Genomic DNA, 15,922 nt, shown 5'->3' on the forward strand with positions numbered 1-15,922 from the left:
ATCCGCAACACAGGTTGCCGAATTCCATGAACGTATCCAGCACCGTGCGGCCGCCATCGCCAGCGTAGTAATCGCGCGTTGCTTCGTCATCCTTGACATGCAGCAACAACAGCAGACGAAACTGCATCGACGAAATCGTCAGCACCACCACATGCTCGCCCTGCGCCACGTCGTTGGGCGCCGGCGCAATCTCGCAGGCGTGTTGCGGATCGGTGACGAGGCGCGTGCGCGCCGCGCCGAAGAAAATCCGCTCGAAGCTGCCCTGCGCGTGCGTGCCGATCATGCGTGCGCCTCGGCGCGTGCGTCGTCCAGCTCCGCGCGCAACTGCTGGGAAAGCGATTCGACGCTCGCCAGCGACGCCGCAATCATCTTGCCGCCCGCCTGAATGTCCTGGAACGTGGCCGTCGTGATGAGGTCGTTGCGATGCAGGCTGTCACGGTAGCTCTTCGACAATTCCTGCGAGCGTGTCGCCAGCGTACGGACTTCGCCCGCCACGATCGAGAAGCCGCGCCCGGCCGCGCCCGCGCGCGCTGCTTCAATCGACGCGTTGAGCGACACGATCAGCACGTGGCTTACGATCGACGACAGCTCCTGATTCTTCTGGTGCATGTCGTGGTTCTGCGACATCAGCGAGATCATCTGCTCGTGCCAGCGCTCGAAGGTCACGGACATCTGCTTCAGACGCGCCGCTTCGGTGGCGATGCGCTCGATGCGATGCAGCGCGTCAGTGCTGCGGGCGCGCTCTGCGGCCAGGGTCGCTTCCATTGCGTCCGCGACCATACGGCGTTGCGCGAGATCCGCGCGCAACGAATCGATCTGCATGAGCAGATCCTCATGCTCGTGCGCCGCGCTTTCCTGCGCGTTCTGTAGACGCGCCTGCGCGTCGGCAAGCGCTGCATCGTGCGCGTCCTGCAGCGCCAGCGTTGCGTCATTCGCCTGGCTGCGCGCGCGCAGGCGCATCACGATGGCGCACAACGCCGCCACCGCGAAACCCACCACTGCGCCGATCAAATACGGAAACACCACGTCATCCCCCGCTGCGCGCTATGCGAGCGCTTCTTCTTGCGCCGAAGCGCGTGCAGCCGTCGCGGCGACTGCGCAATGCTGCGGCAGATAGACAATTGTTTCGAAGTGCCGATAATCGGCGCCTTCGCTGTTATCGGTGAAGCGCAACTCGATCCGGCCGCCTTCGCGTTCGAGGAAGTCGCGCACCGCATCCATGCCCACGCCGCGGCCCGACACTTCAGTCACGCTATGCGCCGTGGAAAAGCCCGCGCGGAAAATGAACGCCGCCACCGCGTCGTCGCTGATCGATTCGCCCGCGCCCAGCCAGCCGCGTTGCGCCGCGATGCCGCGAATACGCGCGAGCGCGAGACCACGGCCATCGTCGGCGAGCGCGATGCGCAGCGCGCCTTCGCTCATGTCCAGCTTGATATCGATGAGACCCGCTTCGGCCTTGCCCTGCTCGCGGCGCTGCGCTGGCGTTTCGATGCCGTGATCAAGCGAATTGCGCAGCAGGTGCGTGAAGACATCGCTGACCGTGCCGGCCGCTTCGCTGCGCAGACGGTAGCCGCCGTCGTCGATGCGCACGAGCGGTTCGGCCTTGTCGAGTTCGCGCGCCAGCGACGGCAGCGAATCGATCACACCCGCAAGCGCGCTTTCGACGGTTTCGGTGCCGATGCCGCCCAGCACGTTGCGCAGTTCCTCACGCATCGCACGCAGCGAGCCGAGATCATCGTTGTTCGCGCCATCCAGCAGCGCCAGGCTCGCTTCAATCTGCTCGCGACCAATGGTCATGCGCTCATCCTTGATGCGCGCGCCACGGCCCAGGCTGACTTCGTTGAGCGTCGCGTAGTGATCGACGGCTTCGCGCACGCGATGCAGATCGTCGATAAGTGCCTGCTGATCCCACGCGTGGCTCGTGTCCTCGCGACGCAGCGCGTCGTAGCGCTGCTCGACTTCGTGCACGACGCCGGTGAGATGCTGGAGGCTATACGTGCGCGCGTTGCCCTTGATGGTGTGCATATTGCGGAACAGCGCGTCGATGGCGCCCATGTCCGCGCAATCGTGCTGGCGAATGATGCGCTCGTTCTCGTGGATGAAACCCGTTGCACCCTCAACGAAGTTGTGGAACTTCTCTTCGCTGACCGCGAGAATTTCGCCGATCATCTGCAGGCGACGCTTCTGCTCGCCCGCTTCCGCCGCGAGTTCGCGCAGTTCCGTCACGTCACGCACGCAAAGCATCAGGCGCACGACCACGTCGTTTTCATCGGTAATGGCCGACCAGCTCAGGTCGAGCACCTTCTTGCGGCCATCGGGCATCGTGCGCGTGACTTCGTTCACCAGCAGATGCTGGTTGAACGCGAAGTTCACATCGTCTTCGCCCAGGCACGCATGCACGGCGGCGTCGATCTGCGAAAGCGTGTCGGCGTCCAGTTCGGTGTGGTCGAACACGAGATCCATCAGCGAGCGGCCCGCGATCTCATTCGTTTCGAAAATCGCTTCCAGATAGGCCGAATACTCGTTGTGGATCGTTGCACCTTCAACGATTGTCAGAATGCCCTGCTGCATGTTCTGCAACATCGCCTGAATATCGGCGGTCTTGCGCTTGAGTTGCGCGGAGCTGTGCTGGATCTTCTCGATCATGCCGTTGAAGGCGACGATCGATCGACCGATCTCGTCCATGCGGCCCACCGGCACGCGGCGCGTGAAATCCTGCTTCGAGGCGATCTCGCTCATCTCTTTCTGCATCTGCGAAAGCGGGCGCGTGATCTGGCGATACAGCAGCAGGCCGATTGCGGTGAGCAGTATCACGGCGCCGCCCGTCACGCCGGCAATCGCGCTCGTGGTGGTGTCGAGCATGCCGTTGAGCGCGTTGATGGCGTCGTCTTTCTGGCGGTTTTTCTCGACGCGCATCGTCGTGACGATGCCTTCGAGTTCGTCGCGATACTGCGCGACGTTGGCGAACAGATAGGCCTGGGCCAGCTCGTTCTTGCCGGCCGCCTTCATCTTCGCGGTGTCGTCGATGGCGTTGAAATAATTCGTGATGCTTTCCTGCGCCTGCGCGACAAGGCCATCCTGTGCGTGGCTCGCGGCGGCCTGCTTCTGCACGTCGAGCGCGGCGCGCAGCGCGGTTTCCTTCTTCTTGAGATCGTCCTGCGCGAGTTGCGCGGTGGTCGCGTCCGGCGCGTAGACCAGCGTCATGGTCGCGAGCTGCACGTCCTTGACGAGCGCTACGAGATCGGACGACGCCAGCGCGCTGGGCACCACGCCCTGCGTAACCTGGTGAACATCGGTGGCACTGCGGCGCGTCTGATAGACCGCGTAGCCGCCGATGGCGGACAGCGCGACGAACATCAGAACGATGAGTAGCGTGATGCGGTGACGAATGGTCATGTCGAAATCCCCGGGCCTTCATCGTGCCGGACGCGCTATCGTTTGCACGCCTCGTGACACGAAGGCCAATTTATTCGGAGTGGATTATCGACGCTGTAGTATGACGAAATGATGAATGTACTTAATTAGTGCGCAAACGCACAGAACATTCGCCACCGTTGTGCATGGACTTTAATCGAACATCAGCACCATAAGTTCTTCATCGAAGTACTCGCCGTTGATGCACATGCCGCGTGGCTCGCAACCGTAAATCCTGAAGCCTAACGACGAGTACAACGTTTGCGCGCGCGGATTTTGCGCGCCAACCGCCAATTGCACCTGCTCAACGCCGCTTGCTCTTGCGCGCCCAATTGCGCTTTCCATGAGCCGCCGCGCAATGCCCGTGCGCCGGTAAGCCGGATCGACGAACACACCCCAGATGAGCGATTTGTGCGCGAACTTCACGCGCTGTTCGCGCCGCCAGCCAGTGATGCCGATCAGCGTTTCTCCATCGAACGCGCCAAATACCGCCTGCTGATCCGTTTCGCGTACCCGCGCGATGTTTTCTTCGCGGGTCCAGCGCGCCTCTTCCTCGGGCGTGGGGACGATTGCGAACGGCGTGTCGACGGCGGCATGCAGGCGCATGGCGTGAAAAGCATCGACATCGTTTTCGGTCAGCGTACGGATCGTGAGCGTGGCGGCGTTCATAGGCAGCGAGTTTCCCGTTCAGAGTGAATCGAACGAAGAAACTATCATGACTGCCCCGCTCGCTCACACACGAGCGCATAGGCGCTTTGCGTTAAGATCAAATTCCCATGCCGCCGCGATGCCATTGCGCTTCATCAGGCATCGCTTTCGAGGTTCGCCATGTCCCAATCGACCGACGCCACGCCCAGTTTCTGGCGCGACGACGCCCTGCCCTTCATCGAAGTACGCGCCATCGCCGATGGCCGCAAGGTCCGCTATGGCCGTCACGCGCACAGCACCTTTTCGATCGGCTCGATTCTGGGCGGACGCAGCACCTATCTGAACGGCGACACGCTGGAGCACATTCATGCGGGCGCGGTCGTCGTCATTAATGCGCAGGTGGCGCACGCCTGCAATCCCGCCGAAGATGCAGCGTGGTCCTATCGCATGTTCCATATCGACGTGGACTGGCTCGCGCGTTTGCAGCAGTCGCTGGGCTTTGGCGTGCAGGAGGGGTATCGGCCGTTCGCACAGACGCTCACGTGGGACGCGGATCTGTTCAACGGACTGAATGCGCTTTACGACCTGCTGGTCGATCCGCAAGTGGACGTCCTGCGCAAGGAACGCGCCGCCACGCAATACTTCACGCGGCTTCAGCAGACGCTCAATCCCGCGCCCGATACCTTGCAGGCGCCCGACCGCCGTATCGCGCGCGCCGCCGAATTCATCGACGACAATTACACGCGCGCGCTCAAGCTCGAAGAAATATGCGCGGCGGCGGACTTATCGCCTTCGTATCTGATCCGCGCTTTTCGCGAGCAATACGGTCTCACGCCGCATGCCTACGTGGTGAACCGGCGTATCGAATTCAGCCGTGCGCAATTGCGCCGCGGCCACGCCATCGCGGATGTCGCCGCCGAAGCCGGTTTCGCCGATCAAGCCCATTTGCAGCGCGCGTTTCGTCAGTTCGTGGCGGCAACGCCTGGCCAGTATCGCGGTTGAAGCACCCGCTTCAGTCAAGCATCAACCATAACGCGCTGGCCGCCAGCAGCGCGGCCATCGTGCGGTTCACGAAGCGCACGCGCGCCGGTTCGCGCAGGGCCTGACGCAGCGATGCGCCCGCCCACGCCCAGCACGCAATCGACGCGTAACACACCACGAAATAGATCGCCGCGAACTGCCATACGAGCGCTTTCTCGCCCGAGGCCGCATACGCGCCCATGCCCGCAACCGATGCCAGCCAGGCCTTGGGGTTGAGCCACTGCATCGCCGCGCCCGTGAGCAGCGTGGGGCCGCGCGCCACGCCGTCCGTATCGATACGGCCATCGTCGCTCGCCAGTTTCCATGCAACGTAGAGCAGAAACGCCACGCCGGCCCATTCGATCGCGCGCGTGAGCATCGGCCATTGCGCGAGCAGTTCGTGCAGGCCCAGCCCGATCAGCAGCAACAGCAGCGCAAAGCCGACCGTCGCTCCCGTGACATGCCGCAGGCTCGCGCGCAAGCCATAACGCGCGCCCGCGCCAAGCGCGACGATATTGACGGGACCTGGGGTAATGGAAGTGGCCAGCGCGAAGGCGGCCATGGAAAGTGCGGTGTTCACGATTCTCCTTGCGTTCGCCGGGGCGGCGATGATTCACCGTCGAGCGTACGCAAGGAGAAAGTGGACGTATTGAAGAAAATTACTGCGAGCGTATTGAACCGTTAAGCCGTAACCAGCACCACCGTATCGTTCGCATTCGCGGCATAGCGCTCGCGCAGCACGCGCGCCGCGCTCACCATATTGCGCAGCGCCGCTTCGGTTTCGGCCCAGGCGCGCGTCTTGAGGCCGCAATCCGGATTGACCCACAGGCGCGCGGCGGGAATCGTCTCGCAGGCGCGCTCGATCAGCCGCACCATTTCATCGGTATGGGGCACGCGCGGCGAATGAATGTCGTAGACGCCAGGGCCGATTGCATTCGGATAGTCGAAATCGCCGAACGCATCGAGCAGTTCCATCGCCGATCGCGAAGTCTCGATCGTAATGACGTCCGCGTCCAGCGCGGCGATGGACGGCAGCACCGCGTTGAATTCCGAATAGCACATATGCGTGTGGATCTGCGTAACGTCCGACACGCCCGACGACGCCACACGGAACGCCCGCACCGCCCACTCGAAATACGCGTCGCTGCCGTCGCGGCGCAGCGGCACGCCTTCACGGAAGGCCGGTTCGTCGATCTGCACGATGCCGATGCCCGCTTTCTCCAGATCAAGCGCTTCGTCGCGGATCGCCAGGGCGAGTTGCAGCGCCGTGGTCGCGCGCGGCTGGTCGTCGCGCACGAACGACCATTGCAGCAGCGTCACCGGCCCGGTCAGCATGCCCTTGAGCGGGCGCGTCGTGAGCGACTGCGCGTAGCGGATCGCTTCGACGGTGATCGGCTCGGGACGATACACGTCGCCGTAGATGAGCGGCGGCTTCACGCAGCGCGAGCCATAGCTCTGCACCCAGCCGTTTTCCGTGACCGCGAAGCCCCACAACTGCTCGGCGAAATATTCGACCATGTCGTTGCGTTCGGCCTCGCCATGCACTAGCACGTCGAGCCCCAGCGCTTCCTGCCTGCGCACCGAATGCGCCGTTTCCTCGCGCATACGCTCGAGATAGTCGAGCGCACGCAATTCGCCACGACGGTAGGCGGCGCGCGTCTCGCGGATCGACGCGGTCTGCGGAAACGAGCCAATCGTCGTGGTCGGCATCAGCGGCAGGCGCAGCGCCTCGCGCTGCACGCGCTCGCGCACGGCGAACGGACTCTTGCGCTGCGCCATCGCACCATCGATGGCAGCCGTGCGCCTTTGCACCAGTGTGTTGACCACCGCCGACGATGTTGCACGCGCCGCCAGCGCCGCGCTTGCAGCATCGAGTTGCGGCTGCGCGGCGGCGCGGTCTTCGAGCGCCAGCGCGACGGCGCACACCTCAGCGAGTTTTTCCGTGGCGAACGCGAGCCACGACTTGATCTGCGCGCTCAGCCTGCGCTCGGCCGCCAGCGACACCGGCACATGCGCGAGCGAGCACGACGGCGCGATCCACAGGCGCTCGCCGAATTGCGTGTGCGTATCCTGCAGCGTATCGGCAATCGCAGCGAGATCGGCGCGCCAGACGTTGCGTCCGTCGATCACGCCTGCGGAAAGAATCTGATCGTCGCGCAGCGCGGCACGCCACACGTCGAGTTGCTCCGGCGCGCGCACCAGATCGATATGAACGCCGTGAACCGGCAGCGCGGCGACGCGCGCCGCATGCTCCGCCGCCGAACCAAAGTACGTGCCGACCAGCAGTTTCACGCCGCACGCGCCCAGCGCTTCATAAGCGGCGCCGAACGCATCGGCCCAATCGCCTTCCAGATCGCAGCACAGCGCCGGCTCGTCCAGTTGCACCCATTCGATGCCGCGCGCCTTGAGCGTCTCCAGAATGCGCACGTAGCGCGCGAGCACGCGCGGCAGCAGCCCAAGACGGTCGAAGCCCGGCGTGCGGCTCTTGGCGAGCCACAACCACGTAAGCGGCCCGATCAGCACCGGTTTGACGGCACGGCCAAGCGCCTGCGCTTCGCCAGTCTCCTCGTAAAACCAGTCCACGCCGCCGTCAAAACGCGTATCCGCGCCAATCTCCGGCACGATGTAGTGATAGTTGGTATCGAACCACTTCGTCATTTCCAGCGCGGGTTGCGAAGCATTGCCGCGCGCCAGTTCGAAGTACTGCGCGAGCGTGAGCGTGCGCGCGTCGAAGCCGAAACGCTCCGGCAGCGCACCCAGCAGCGCGCTCGTGCTCAACATCGGGTCGTACCAGGCGAAGTCGCCCGCGCATACGAAGTCCAGTCCCGCTTCGCGCTGCATCAGGCCGTGACGCGCACGCAGGCCCGCGCCCACATCGTGCAGGCGGGCTTCGTCGATTTCGCCGCGCCAGAACGCTTCCTGCGCGAACTTCAGTTCGCGCTGCGCGCCGATGCGGGGAAAGCCGGAAATATGAGTGCGTGCCATGATCGATCTGTCTGCAAGTGTCCTGTTTAGCGGGGCATTGTCGAAGTCGCGCTATCATTCTTCAAGCGACATGTTTTCATCGTTGTATGAACCGTATTCATATCTCAACTTTTCAACCCTCCCACCGGGCGCGCGAGGCCGCATGATCGAACTTCGCCATTTACGCTCGCTCGTCGCTATCGCCGATTCCGGCAAGCTCGTGGCCGCCGCCGCGCGCGTGCATTTGAGCCAGTCGGCGCTTTCGCACCAGATTCGCGATATCGAAGCGCATTACGGCGTCTCGCTATTCGAACGCACGCGCCAGGGGCTGCGTTTCACCGCCGCGGGCGAGCGGCTGCTTGCGCTCGCGCGCGAGACGCTGGCCGCCGTGGCCGCCGCCGAGCGCGATCTCGTGCGCCTGAAGGGCGACGCGCGCGGCGAGCTGCGCATCGTGCTCGAATGCCATACCTGCTTCGACTGGCTCATGCCGGTGATGGACGAGTTCCGTCGCCGCTGGCCCGAGGTCGAAGTCGATCTGGTGGCGGGCTTTCACGCCGATCCCATGCGCCTGATCGCCGAAGGCAAAGCCGATGTGGTGATCGGCTCGAAACCGCGTGCGCGCCGCGCGCTCACGGTCGCACCGCTGTTCCGCTTCGAAATCCTCGTGGTGATGGCCAACGAGCACCGTCTGCGCAGCCGCCGCCGTCTGAACGCGGAAGACCTGCGCGACGAAACGCTCATCACCTACCCGGTGCCGGAAACGCGCATCGATCTGATCCGCGAAGTGCTCGAACCCGCCGGTATCAAGCTGGAGCGGCGCACGGCGGAACTGACCATCGCCATCATGCAACTCGTGGCCAGCCGGCGCGGCGTCGCGGCGCTGCCTAACTGGGGTGTAAAAAGCTATGTCGATCACGATTACGTGCTCGCCAAACGCGTCGGCGCGAAGGGCCTGTGGAGCGAGCTGTACGCGGTCGCACCCAAGGCGCTCGCCGCGCGGCCCTATTTCGCCGACTTCGTGACCATCGTGCGCGACATCTGCGCCGCGCAACTCGACGGCATCGACCTACTCTCCGACGACGCACTCACCGGAACTTCGACGTGAAAAAAATCCTGATTATCGGCATTGGCGCGGGCGACCCGAATTACCTGACCGTGCAGGCCATCGAAGCGCTCAACGCCGCCAACGTCTTCTTCGTGATGGACAAAGGCCCCGCGAAGGACAAGCTCGTCGCGCTGCGCAAGGAGATCTGCGCGCGCTTCATCCGGAATCCTGATTATCGGATCGTGGAGGCGACGAGTCCCGAGCGGCGGCGCGATGGCGTCGAGTACAAGGCCGCCGTGGATGAACTCAATCGCGACAAGCAACGCGTTTTTGAAGGGCTGATCGAAAATGAACTCGCCGATGGGCAATGCGGCGCGTTTCTGGTGTGGGGCGATCCATCGCTCTACGACAGCACGATCCGCATTCTGGATGCGATTCTCGATGAGCGGCGTATTGCGTTCGAATTCGAAGTGATTCCGGGCATCAGCAGCGTTCAGGCGCTCGCGGCGAAGCATCGCGTGCCGCTGAACTTCATCGGCAAGCCGGTGAGCATCACGACCGGGCGACGTCTGGTGGAAAACGGCTTTCCCGCCGATGCGGACAGCGCCGTGGTCATGCTCGACGCGCAGAACGCCTATACGCAGATGGCGGGTGAGGATCTCGATATTTACTGGGGCGCCTATGTGGGCACGCCCGACGAAATCCTCGTGGCCGGGCCGCTGGACGAGGTGAAGGACGAAATCGTGCGGGTGCGCGCCGAAGCGCGCGAGGCGAACGGCTGGATCATGGATACGTATCTGCTGCGCAAGCGCGGCGTGAAGGACTGAAGGGCACGCGCTTCCATTGAACCGTCGCCAGCAGCGAGGCCGCGACGATGAGCGCGCCGCCGATCCACGCGGCTGCGCTCAGCCGCTCGCCCAGCCACAGGCAGGCAAACAGCGCGCCGAATGCCGGTTCGCTACCCATCAGCAGGGCCACGCGTGTCGGGCTGCTGCGGCGCACGGCGTAGTTCTGAACGAAGAAGGCGAAGAGCGTCGCGCCCAGCACCAGCCAAAGCACGCTGCCCCAGAACGACAGATGCGTCGCCAGCGCGGGCAAGGGCTGCCACTGCGAAGGCGCGAAGACCAAGGCGAGCACGAGGCTGCCGCTCGCGACGCAACCCGCCTGAACCGCAGTGACGGCGAGCGGATCGAGTTTGGCGTCGTGCATCACGCGCTTGGTGACGCACACCGAAAAGCCGCGCAGCAATGCCGCGAGGACGATCAGCGAATCGCCGGTATTGAGCGCATGGAGTCCGCCAGTCAACAGCCACGCGCCCGCCAGCGACGCGGCCACGGCGATCCACTCCGCAGGCAAGGGTCTGCGCCGCAGCATGGCCCATTCGACCATCGGCGTGAAAACAACGCACAGGCTCACGAGGAACGCGGCGTTCGAGGCGCGCGTAAATGCCAGCCCGAATGCCTCGCACAAGAAGATTGCGAGTAGCAGCAGGCCCATCAGCAGCGTGCCGCCGAGCGCCTTGCGCGAGACGCCGCGCAATGATCGCAGCGCTGGCGAGAGCAGCACGAACGCCAGCGCAAACCGCAGCGCCAGCAAGCCCAGCACCGGATAAAACGCCAGCGCATGCTTGACCACGCCATAGCTCGTGCCCCAGACAAGGGCGACGGCAAGCAGCAGCCAGTCGGCGAGATGCATCAGACGGGTGGGGCGCATGGGACGGATCTCTTGAGTAGCAGGAGCGGCCATTGTCCTGCTTTGCGTTCGCGACGATAATCAGGCTGATACGCACAGCTTTTATGTCGCCAACGCACAGATAGGCACAATCTTCCGCCGATGAACCCGACCGAACTTTTCGCCCTGCTGCCCGATCTCGCGACCTTCGCGCGCGTGGTCGAGGCCGGCAATTTTTCGGTGGCCGCGCGCCAGCTGGGCAGCACGCCATCGACGGTCAGCCGGCAGATCAAGCGTCTGGAGGAAGCACTGGGCGCGCGACTGCTGGAGCGCTCGACACGCCAGATCCGCGTGACCGAATCGGGCGCACAGGTTTATCGGCATTGCCGCGATATGGTCGGCGCGGCGGCGGGCGCGATCGACGCCGCGGGTCAGCTGGCTGCCAGGCCGCAGGGCCGCGTGAGCGTGGCCGCGCCCACGGCCTATGCGAAAACCGTGATTCATCCGCTGATTCCGGGCTTTTTGCGCGAATTCGCGGAAGTGGACGTGCAACTTGTGTTTGCCGATCACGACGTCGATCCGCTGCGCGACGGCCTCGATCTGGTGATCCGCCCAACACACACGCCGCCGCCGGGGCTCGCCGCGCGTCAGCTTGGCGCGGTGCGCTGGCTGCTGTGCGCGTCGCCCGCGTATCTGGCCGCGCGCGGCACGCCGGGCACCCCGCGCGAACTGGCGCAACACGATTGCCTATGGCTGGGAGAAACCGCCGACGATCATCGCTGGCGCTTGCGCCAGGGCGCGCAAACGCAGACCGTCGAGGTGAAGGGCCGCTATATCGCGAACCATGCGGGCGCGCGTCTGGAAGCGGCCCTGGAGGATTGGGGCATCGCCTGCCTGCCCGAATTCACGGCGGCCGACGCATTGCGCGACGGCCGGCTCGTGCAGGTGCTGCCGGATTGGAGCTTTGAAGCCCGCGCCTATATCGGCCCGGTGTGGCTGCTCTATCCGCCCAACCGTTTTTTGCCGCCGAAGGTGCGCGCGTTTATCGACTATCTCGCGCGGCACCTGAGCGATACGGATCAACCGGCCTAAGTTTCAAGCCAGCCCGACACACACCGCCACCACGATCGAGCCGATCACCAGCACCGCGCCCACCGTCTTGCGCTTGTTCAGCTCGGTCCACAGCAGCACGCCCGTGAGCGACAGCAGAATCAGCGCGCCCGCGAAGGTGTCGATGAACAGCACCCAGCCGATGCTCATGCCCACGCCCTTGTGCAGGTTCGTGATAGTCGCGAGCAGCGAATTGTCGGAGCGCTTGAGCGTGACGTAATCGTCGCCCACCCAGTACTCCGCGCTCACGCTTTCATGGGGCGCCGTGAACATCATCTGCCAGTGCTCGGGCTGCACCGTCGTGCGATCGCCCCAGGCCACCTTGTGCTCCGGCTCCTTCTGCACGCGGCCCATGCGCGGCGGCAGTTTCAGATCGGGCTGCGACTTGAGCCACTTCGCCATTTCGCGCGGCGTCTCGGGTGCGGGATCGGGCACGTCCAGTTGCATCGACGAAACCTGCGGCGCGCCCGGCGAAATACGCAGCGGCTCCGCGCGATGATTGAGCACAAAGCCCGTCACGCCGAACAGCAGCCCAAGCGCCGCCCCCCACAAGCCCACCCAGCCATGCACTTTGCGCAGCCATTTGATAAAGGTGGCGCGGCGCGAGCGCTTCGCGCGCTCGTCACGTTGCTGATCGTCGATGAATACAGCGTTTTCAGTAGAACTCACGTCTCACTCCAGATACGCAAAAGATTGTGATAGCAGCCCACGAGGCTGCGGCGCGCCTGCGCGTCCGCGTCGCTCGCGTTCAGCCGTTGAATGGCGGTGTCCATGTCGAACAGCAGCGCGCGTTTGGTGTCGTCGCGCACGAGGCTTTGCACCCAGAAAAAGCTGCCCACGCGCGCGCCGCGCGTGACCGGGTTCACCTGATGCAGGCTGGTGGCCGGATAGACGATCATGTCGCCCGCCGGCAGCTTCACTTCCTGCACGCCATAGGTGTCCTCGACCACGAGTTCGCCGCCGTCGTATTCGTCGGGCGCGGAAAGAAACAGCGTCGCCGAGACATCGGTGCGTAGCTTCATGCCGTTGGGCAGCACGCGCACCGCGCCATCGACATGCGAGCCGAACGTCATGCCGCCTTCATAGCGGTTGAACAGCGGCGGATACACCTGATTGGGCAGCGCCGCGCTGATAAAGAGCGGATTGCGCTCGATGGCGGCCAGCACCACGTCGCCCAGCTCGCGCGCGAGCGGCGTGTGCTCGGCAATCTGCTGATTGCGCTTGACGGGCGCGCCCTGCCAGCCGGCTGTGGCACGGCCGTCCACCCAGGCATCGCCTGCGTTGTCCAGGCGCGCACGCATCGCCTGCACCTGCTCGGGCGTCAAGACGTTCGGGATATGGATCAGCATCGTCGTTTTCCTTCGCTTTTTGCGCTACACATTACGCGGCATTACAGGGGGTGCGCACGCGCAAAAGCCCGCAATAATGCGGGCTTTGCGTGACAACGGCATGGACGCTCCGTTGCAGGCGATTACGAACCGGCTACGTTAGAAGCGGTAATCGAACGTCGCGAGGAACGTGCGGCCCACACCTGGCACCGAGCGTCCGCCGTCCGACGGGATGAGCGCGTCATAGTAGAACTTGTTGGTCAGGTTCAGCAAATTCAGGCGTACGTCCCACTTCTTCTCGTGATACTCGGCCATCGCATCCCAGCGCGTGTAGCCGCCCACTTCCACATAGTTTGTGTTGGCTGCGTAGCGCGACGACATATAGGTCGGGCCGCCGCCCACTTCCCAATGCGGTGCGAACGCGTAGGTGGTCCACAGCGTAAAGGTGTTGCGCGGCGTATTCGCGGGCGTATGACCCTGAGTGCCGTCGGCAGCCTTGAGCACGTAGCCATCCATATAGGTATAGCCCGCGAAGACTTGCCACTTGTTGGTGATATGCCCCGTCGCGCCAGCCTGGAAGCCACGCACGCGGATATCGCCGTCGAGCGTGTATTCGCCGCTAGAGGTTTGCGTGCGCGCGTTGTCCATTTCCTGCTGGAAGAACGCCGACGTCACCGAGAGATTGCCGCCCAGCAGATCCCACTTGCCGCCCACTTCATACGACTTGGTGTGCTCCGGTGCGAGACCTTGCGTGGTGTTGGTGACCGTGAGCGCTTCGAGCGACGGATCGAACGACGTGCCGTACGAGAAGTAATACGACTGCCAGTCAGTCGGCTGATAGATCGCACCGGCGCGCACGCTCGTGAACGTGTTGGTCTGCGCCGCATAATTCGGAGCACTGATCGAATTCGTAATATGCGCCTGGAAGCGATCCCAGCGCACGCCGCCAATCAGCTTCCAGTGCTCGCCTAGTGACATCGTTTCATTGAAGTACGCCGCCAGCGTGGTCGCGCCCGATTCCGCGTGATTGCCGACCGTCTGCGTAACGTTCGACGGTGTCGGGATATAGACGGGATCAAGCAGCGAAACGATCGGCAGATTGTTGCGCGTGTAGGCCTGATTCGTGTAGCTGTCGTGGCCCACTTCGACGCCCGCGATCATCTCGTGCTTCACGAAGCCCGTATCGAACTTGTACTGCGCCATCGTATCGTTGTAGATCGAGTGATTTTCGATCACGCGATCGTGGCTCGCGAGCTTCACGTAGAGATCGGAAAGCGGCAGCGTCGTGTAGTTGCCGTTCTTGAGCGCCGTGCTGCTCGAAAGCGGGCCCGTGAGCACCGCGCCCGCCGCCGTCTCGCGCGCATCGGTGAGCGAGTGCGAGAACTGCGTCTGGTTGCTGATCTTGAACTGATCGTTGAACTTGTGATCCACGCGCGCCGTCACGGTCTGCACGTCCTGAATCGTGCGGTCGTCGGTCAGGCCGTAGTACGTGCCCTTCGACGGCGAAAACGGATGACCGTTGATCGACTGCACGCCGTAGTCGGGCTGATCGTAGTTGTGCTGGATCAGCGCGGAAATCGTCACTTCGGTCGGCGTGCCGATGCCAAAGCGCAGCTCGGGCGCGAAACCGTAATCCTTGTTCATCATCTCGTCGCGCGTCGAGCCGAGCGACTGGCCGAACGCGTTCAGACGAAAGGCCGCGTGGTCGCCGATCGGGCGATCGACGTCGAGCGTCGCGCGATAGCGGTCGTTGGTGCCGATCGTCGACGAGACCTCGGTAAGCGGCTTGAGCGTGGCCTGCTTGGAGACCTGGTTGATCACGCCGCCCGTGGAGCCGCGTCCGAACAGCATCGACGACGGGCCGTACAGCACTTCGATGGAATCCAGATCGAAGGTGTCGCGATAGTACTGGTTGCGATCGCGAAAGCCGTCGAGGTAGATATCGTTCTGGGCCGTAAAGCCGCGCAGGTTGATGTTGTTGCCGATCTGGCCGCCTTCCGCGCCGCCGATGGTGATGCCTGGCGCGTTACGCAGCGCGTCCTGGAACGAGGTCGCGCCTTGCGACTGGATCAGCGCCTTGTTGATGACCGTGACCGTCTGCGGAATGTCGCGCAGCGCCGTAGGCGTCTTGGCGCCGACGGTCGATTTCTCTGCCTGGAAGTCTTGTGCCTCAGCCTGGCCGGACACCGCGACGGCGGGCAGCGTGCCGTTGTCGTCGGCCTTGGCTTTGACGTTCGACTGCGAACCGGCCTGGCTCGAAGCGGCCGGCGTGGCAGCAGCGCCCGAAGCGGCAACAGCAGGCGCGCTCTGGGCGAGCGCGGAAGAAGCAAACGGCAAGGCAAAAGCTAGCGCGAGGGCACTCGCGAGCGGCGTCCTGATCAACATGGGTTCCCTGTGCGACGAAAGAAAGATCCGGCCGGTGGAGCGCGCGATGGAGGCGCGTTCGGCCTGGATGGGGTGGCTGGCTCGCGGCCCCTAAATGCGCACAGGGATCGGCTAGGCTGGCTATTTTTGGATTAAAGCCCGGACGACCGTTGTGAGGTCTCCGAGAGAATGAGAATCGATATCATTACAGAAGTTACCGAGTCTTTCAATTGATTGATGCATTTCAGCTACAGGGGGTTGTTTTAATGTAAATGTAATTTAATTGGTTGGAAATCGTAATTAATTGAGCTTTATTTGTCTGATTAAATCTGATTCAAAGGCCCTAGGTGAAGCCGTG

Annotated in this window: 13 protein-coding genes and 1 pseudogene; 4 read left to right on the top strand and 10 right to left on the bottom strand. The window is 63.6% G+C overall.

All coding sequences use genetic code 11. The features are described from left to right. The 4 genes and pseudogenes from VG320_RS29555 to VG320_RS29570 all read right to left on the bottom strand — a co-directional run. Positions 1 to 283 (bottom strand): annotated as a pseudogene (locus tag VG320_RS29555) (hypothetical protein); the annotation flags it as partial. Beyond that, the gene (locus VG320_RS29560) at positions 280 to 1,026 is read right to left on the bottom strand and encodes a methyl-accepting chemotaxis protein (protein WP_327203628.1); all 747 of its coding nucleotides are present in this window, start codon (positions 1,024 to 1,026) and stop codon (positions 280 to 282) included. The gene VG320_RS29560 and the pseudogene VG320_RS29555, both read right to left, overlap by 4 nt. Before the next feature lie 18 nt (positions 1,027 to 1,044). Then, complete coding sequence (locus VG320_RS29565) at positions 1,045 to 3,396, bottom strand: HAMP domain-containing protein (RefSeq protein WP_327203629.1); 2,352 nt, start codon at positions 3,394 to 3,396, stop codon at positions 1,045 to 1,047. A 171-nt stretch (positions 3,397 to 3,567) separates the two neighbouring features. Next, entirely contained in the window at positions 3,568 to 4,083 is a 516-nt protein-coding gene (locus VG320_RS29570; protein ID WP_327203630.1) for a GNAT family N-acetyltransferase, read from the bottom strand. A 159-nt stretch (positions 4,084 to 4,242) separates the two neighbouring features. Here VG320_RS29570 and VG320_RS29575 point away from each other — a divergent pair, with 159 nt between their 5' ends. After that, complete coding sequence (locus VG320_RS29575) at positions 4,243 to 5,064, top strand: AraC family transcriptional regulator (protein WP_327203631.1); 822 nt, start codon at positions 4,243 to 4,245, stop codon at positions 5,062 to 5,064. 10 nt (positions 5,065 to 5,074) lie between these two features. On the opposite strand, the gene VG320_RS29580 is transcribed toward VG320_RS29575, so the two are convergent. Together VG320_RS29580 and metE are read right to left on the bottom strand one after the other, a co-directional pair. Further along, the gene (locus VG320_RS29580; protein WP_414696164.1) at positions 5,075 to 5,644 is read right to left on the bottom strand and encodes a LysE family translocator; all 570 of its coding nucleotides are present in this window, start codon (positions 5,642 to 5,644) and stop codon (positions 5,075 to 5,077) included. A gap of 119 nt (positions 5,645 to 5,763) precedes the next feature. Continuing rightward, positions 5,764 to 8,067 carry a 5-methyltetrahydropteroyltriglutamate--homocysteine S-methyltransferase gene (gene metE / locus VG320_RS29585; RefSeq protein WP_327203633.1) on the bottom strand — a complete coding sequence of 768 codons (2,304 nt, stop codon included), beginning with the start codon at positions 8,065 to 8,067 and terminating at the stop codon, positions 5,764 to 5,766. A 142-nt stretch (positions 8,068 to 8,209) separates the two neighbouring features. On the opposite strand from metE, the gene VG320_RS29590 reads away from it, so the two are divergent. After that, positions 8,210 to 9,151 carry a LysR family transcriptional regulator gene (locus VG320_RS29590; protein ID WP_327203634.1) on the top strand — a complete coding sequence of 314 codons (942 nt, stop codon included), beginning with the start codon at positions 8,210 to 8,212 and terminating at the stop codon, positions 9,149 to 9,151. Next, positions 9,148 to 9,918, top strand: a complete 771-nt coding sequence (cobF, locus tag VG320_RS29595; protein WP_327203635.1) for a precorrin-6A synthase (deacetylating) — start codon at positions 9,148 to 9,150, stop codon at positions 9,916 to 9,918. Before VG320_RS29590 ends, cobF begins: the two co-directional genes overlap by 4 nt. Here the strand turns inward: cobF and VG320_RS29600 are convergent. After that, a complete protein-coding gene (locus VG320_RS29600) occupies positions 9,875 to 10,804 on the bottom strand; it encodes a DMT family transporter (RefSeq protein WP_327203636.1) in 930 nt (309 codons plus the stop codon). The two genes, cobF and VG320_RS29600, sit on opposite strands and share 44 nt — an antisense overlap. Positions 10,805 to 10,924: 120 nt before the next feature. On the opposite strand from VG320_RS29600, the gene VG320_RS29605 reads away from it, so the two are divergent. Continuing rightward, positions 10,925 to 11,854, top strand: coding sequence for a LysR family transcriptional regulator (locus VG320_RS29605; RefSeq protein ID WP_327203637.1), 930 nt, complete (start codon positions 10,925 to 10,927; stop codon positions 11,852 to 11,854). 3 nt (positions 11,855 to 11,857) lie between these two features. Here the strand turns inward: VG320_RS29605 and VG320_RS29610 are convergent, their stop codons facing one another. The 3 genes from VG320_RS29610 to VG320_RS29620 form a co-directional block, all read right to left on the bottom strand. Beyond that, the gene (locus tag VG320_RS29610) at positions 11,858 to 12,541 is read right to left on the bottom strand and encodes a PepSY-associated TM helix domain-containing protein (RefSeq protein WP_327203638.1); all 684 of its coding nucleotides are present in this window, start codon (positions 12,539 to 12,541) and stop codon (positions 11,858 to 11,860) included. Beyond that, positions 12,538 to 13,221 (bottom strand): Fe2+-dependent dioxygenase, encoded by a 684-nt coding sequence (locus tag VG320_RS29615; RefSeq protein ID WP_199124658.1) that lies wholly within the window; start codon positions 13,219 to 13,221, stop codon positions 12,538 to 12,540. Before VG320_RS29615 ends, VG320_RS29610 begins: the two co-directional genes overlap by 4 nt. 138 nt (positions 13,222 to 13,359) lie before the next feature. Next, positions 13,360 to 15,585 carry a TonB-dependent siderophore receptor gene (locus VG320_RS29620; protein WP_327203639.1) on the bottom strand — a complete coding sequence of 742 codons (2,226 nt, stop codon included), beginning with the start codon at positions 15,583 to 15,585 and terminating at the stop codon, positions 13,360 to 13,362. Positions 15,586 to 15,922: the final 337 nt, after the last annotated feature.

This window comes from Paraburkholderia sp. (assembly GCF_035948235.1).
Taxonomy (GTDB): Bacteria; Pseudomonadota; Gammaproteobacteria; order Burkholderiales; family Burkholderiaceae; genus Paraburkholderia.

Coding starts and splice junctions, on each gene's coding strand:
- VG320_RS29565 (WP_327203629.1), bottom strand. CDS start 3,396: ATGACCATTCGTCACCGCATCACGCTACTCATCGTTCTGATGTTCGTC.
- VG320_RS29570 (WP_327203630.1), bottom strand. CDS start 4,083: ATGAACGCCGCCACGCTCACGATCCGTACGCTGACCGAAAACGATGTC.
- VG320_RS29575 (WP_327203631.1), top strand. CDS start 4,243: ATGTCCCAATCGACCGACGCCACGCCCAGTTTCTGGCGCGACGACGCC.
- VG320_RS29580 (WP_414696164.1), bottom strand. CDS start 5,644: ATGGCCGCCTTCGCGCTGGCCACTTCCATTACCCCAGGTCCCGTCAAT.
- metE (WP_327203633.1), bottom strand. CDS start 8,067: ATGGCACGCACTCATATTTCCGGCTTTCCCCGCATCGGCGCGCAGCGC.
- VG320_RS29590 (WP_327203634.1), top strand. CDS start 8,210: ATGATCGAACTTCGCCATTTACGCTCGCTCGTCGCTATCGCCGATTCC.
- VG320_RS29600 (WP_327203636.1), bottom strand. CDS start 10,804: ATGCGCCCCACCCGTCTGATGCATCTCGCCGACTGGCTGCTGCTTGCC.
- VG320_RS29605 (WP_327203637.1), top strand. CDS start 10,925: ATGAACCCGACCGAACTTTTCGCCCTGCTGCCCGATCTCGCGACCTTC.
- VG320_RS29615 (WP_199124658.1), bottom strand. CDS start 13,221: ATGCTGATCCATATCCCGAACGTCTTGACGCCCGAGCAGGTGCAGGCG.
- VG320_RS29620 (WP_327203639.1), bottom strand. CDS start 15,585: ATGTTGATCAGGACGCCGCTCGCGAGTGCCCTCGCGCTAGCTTTTGCC.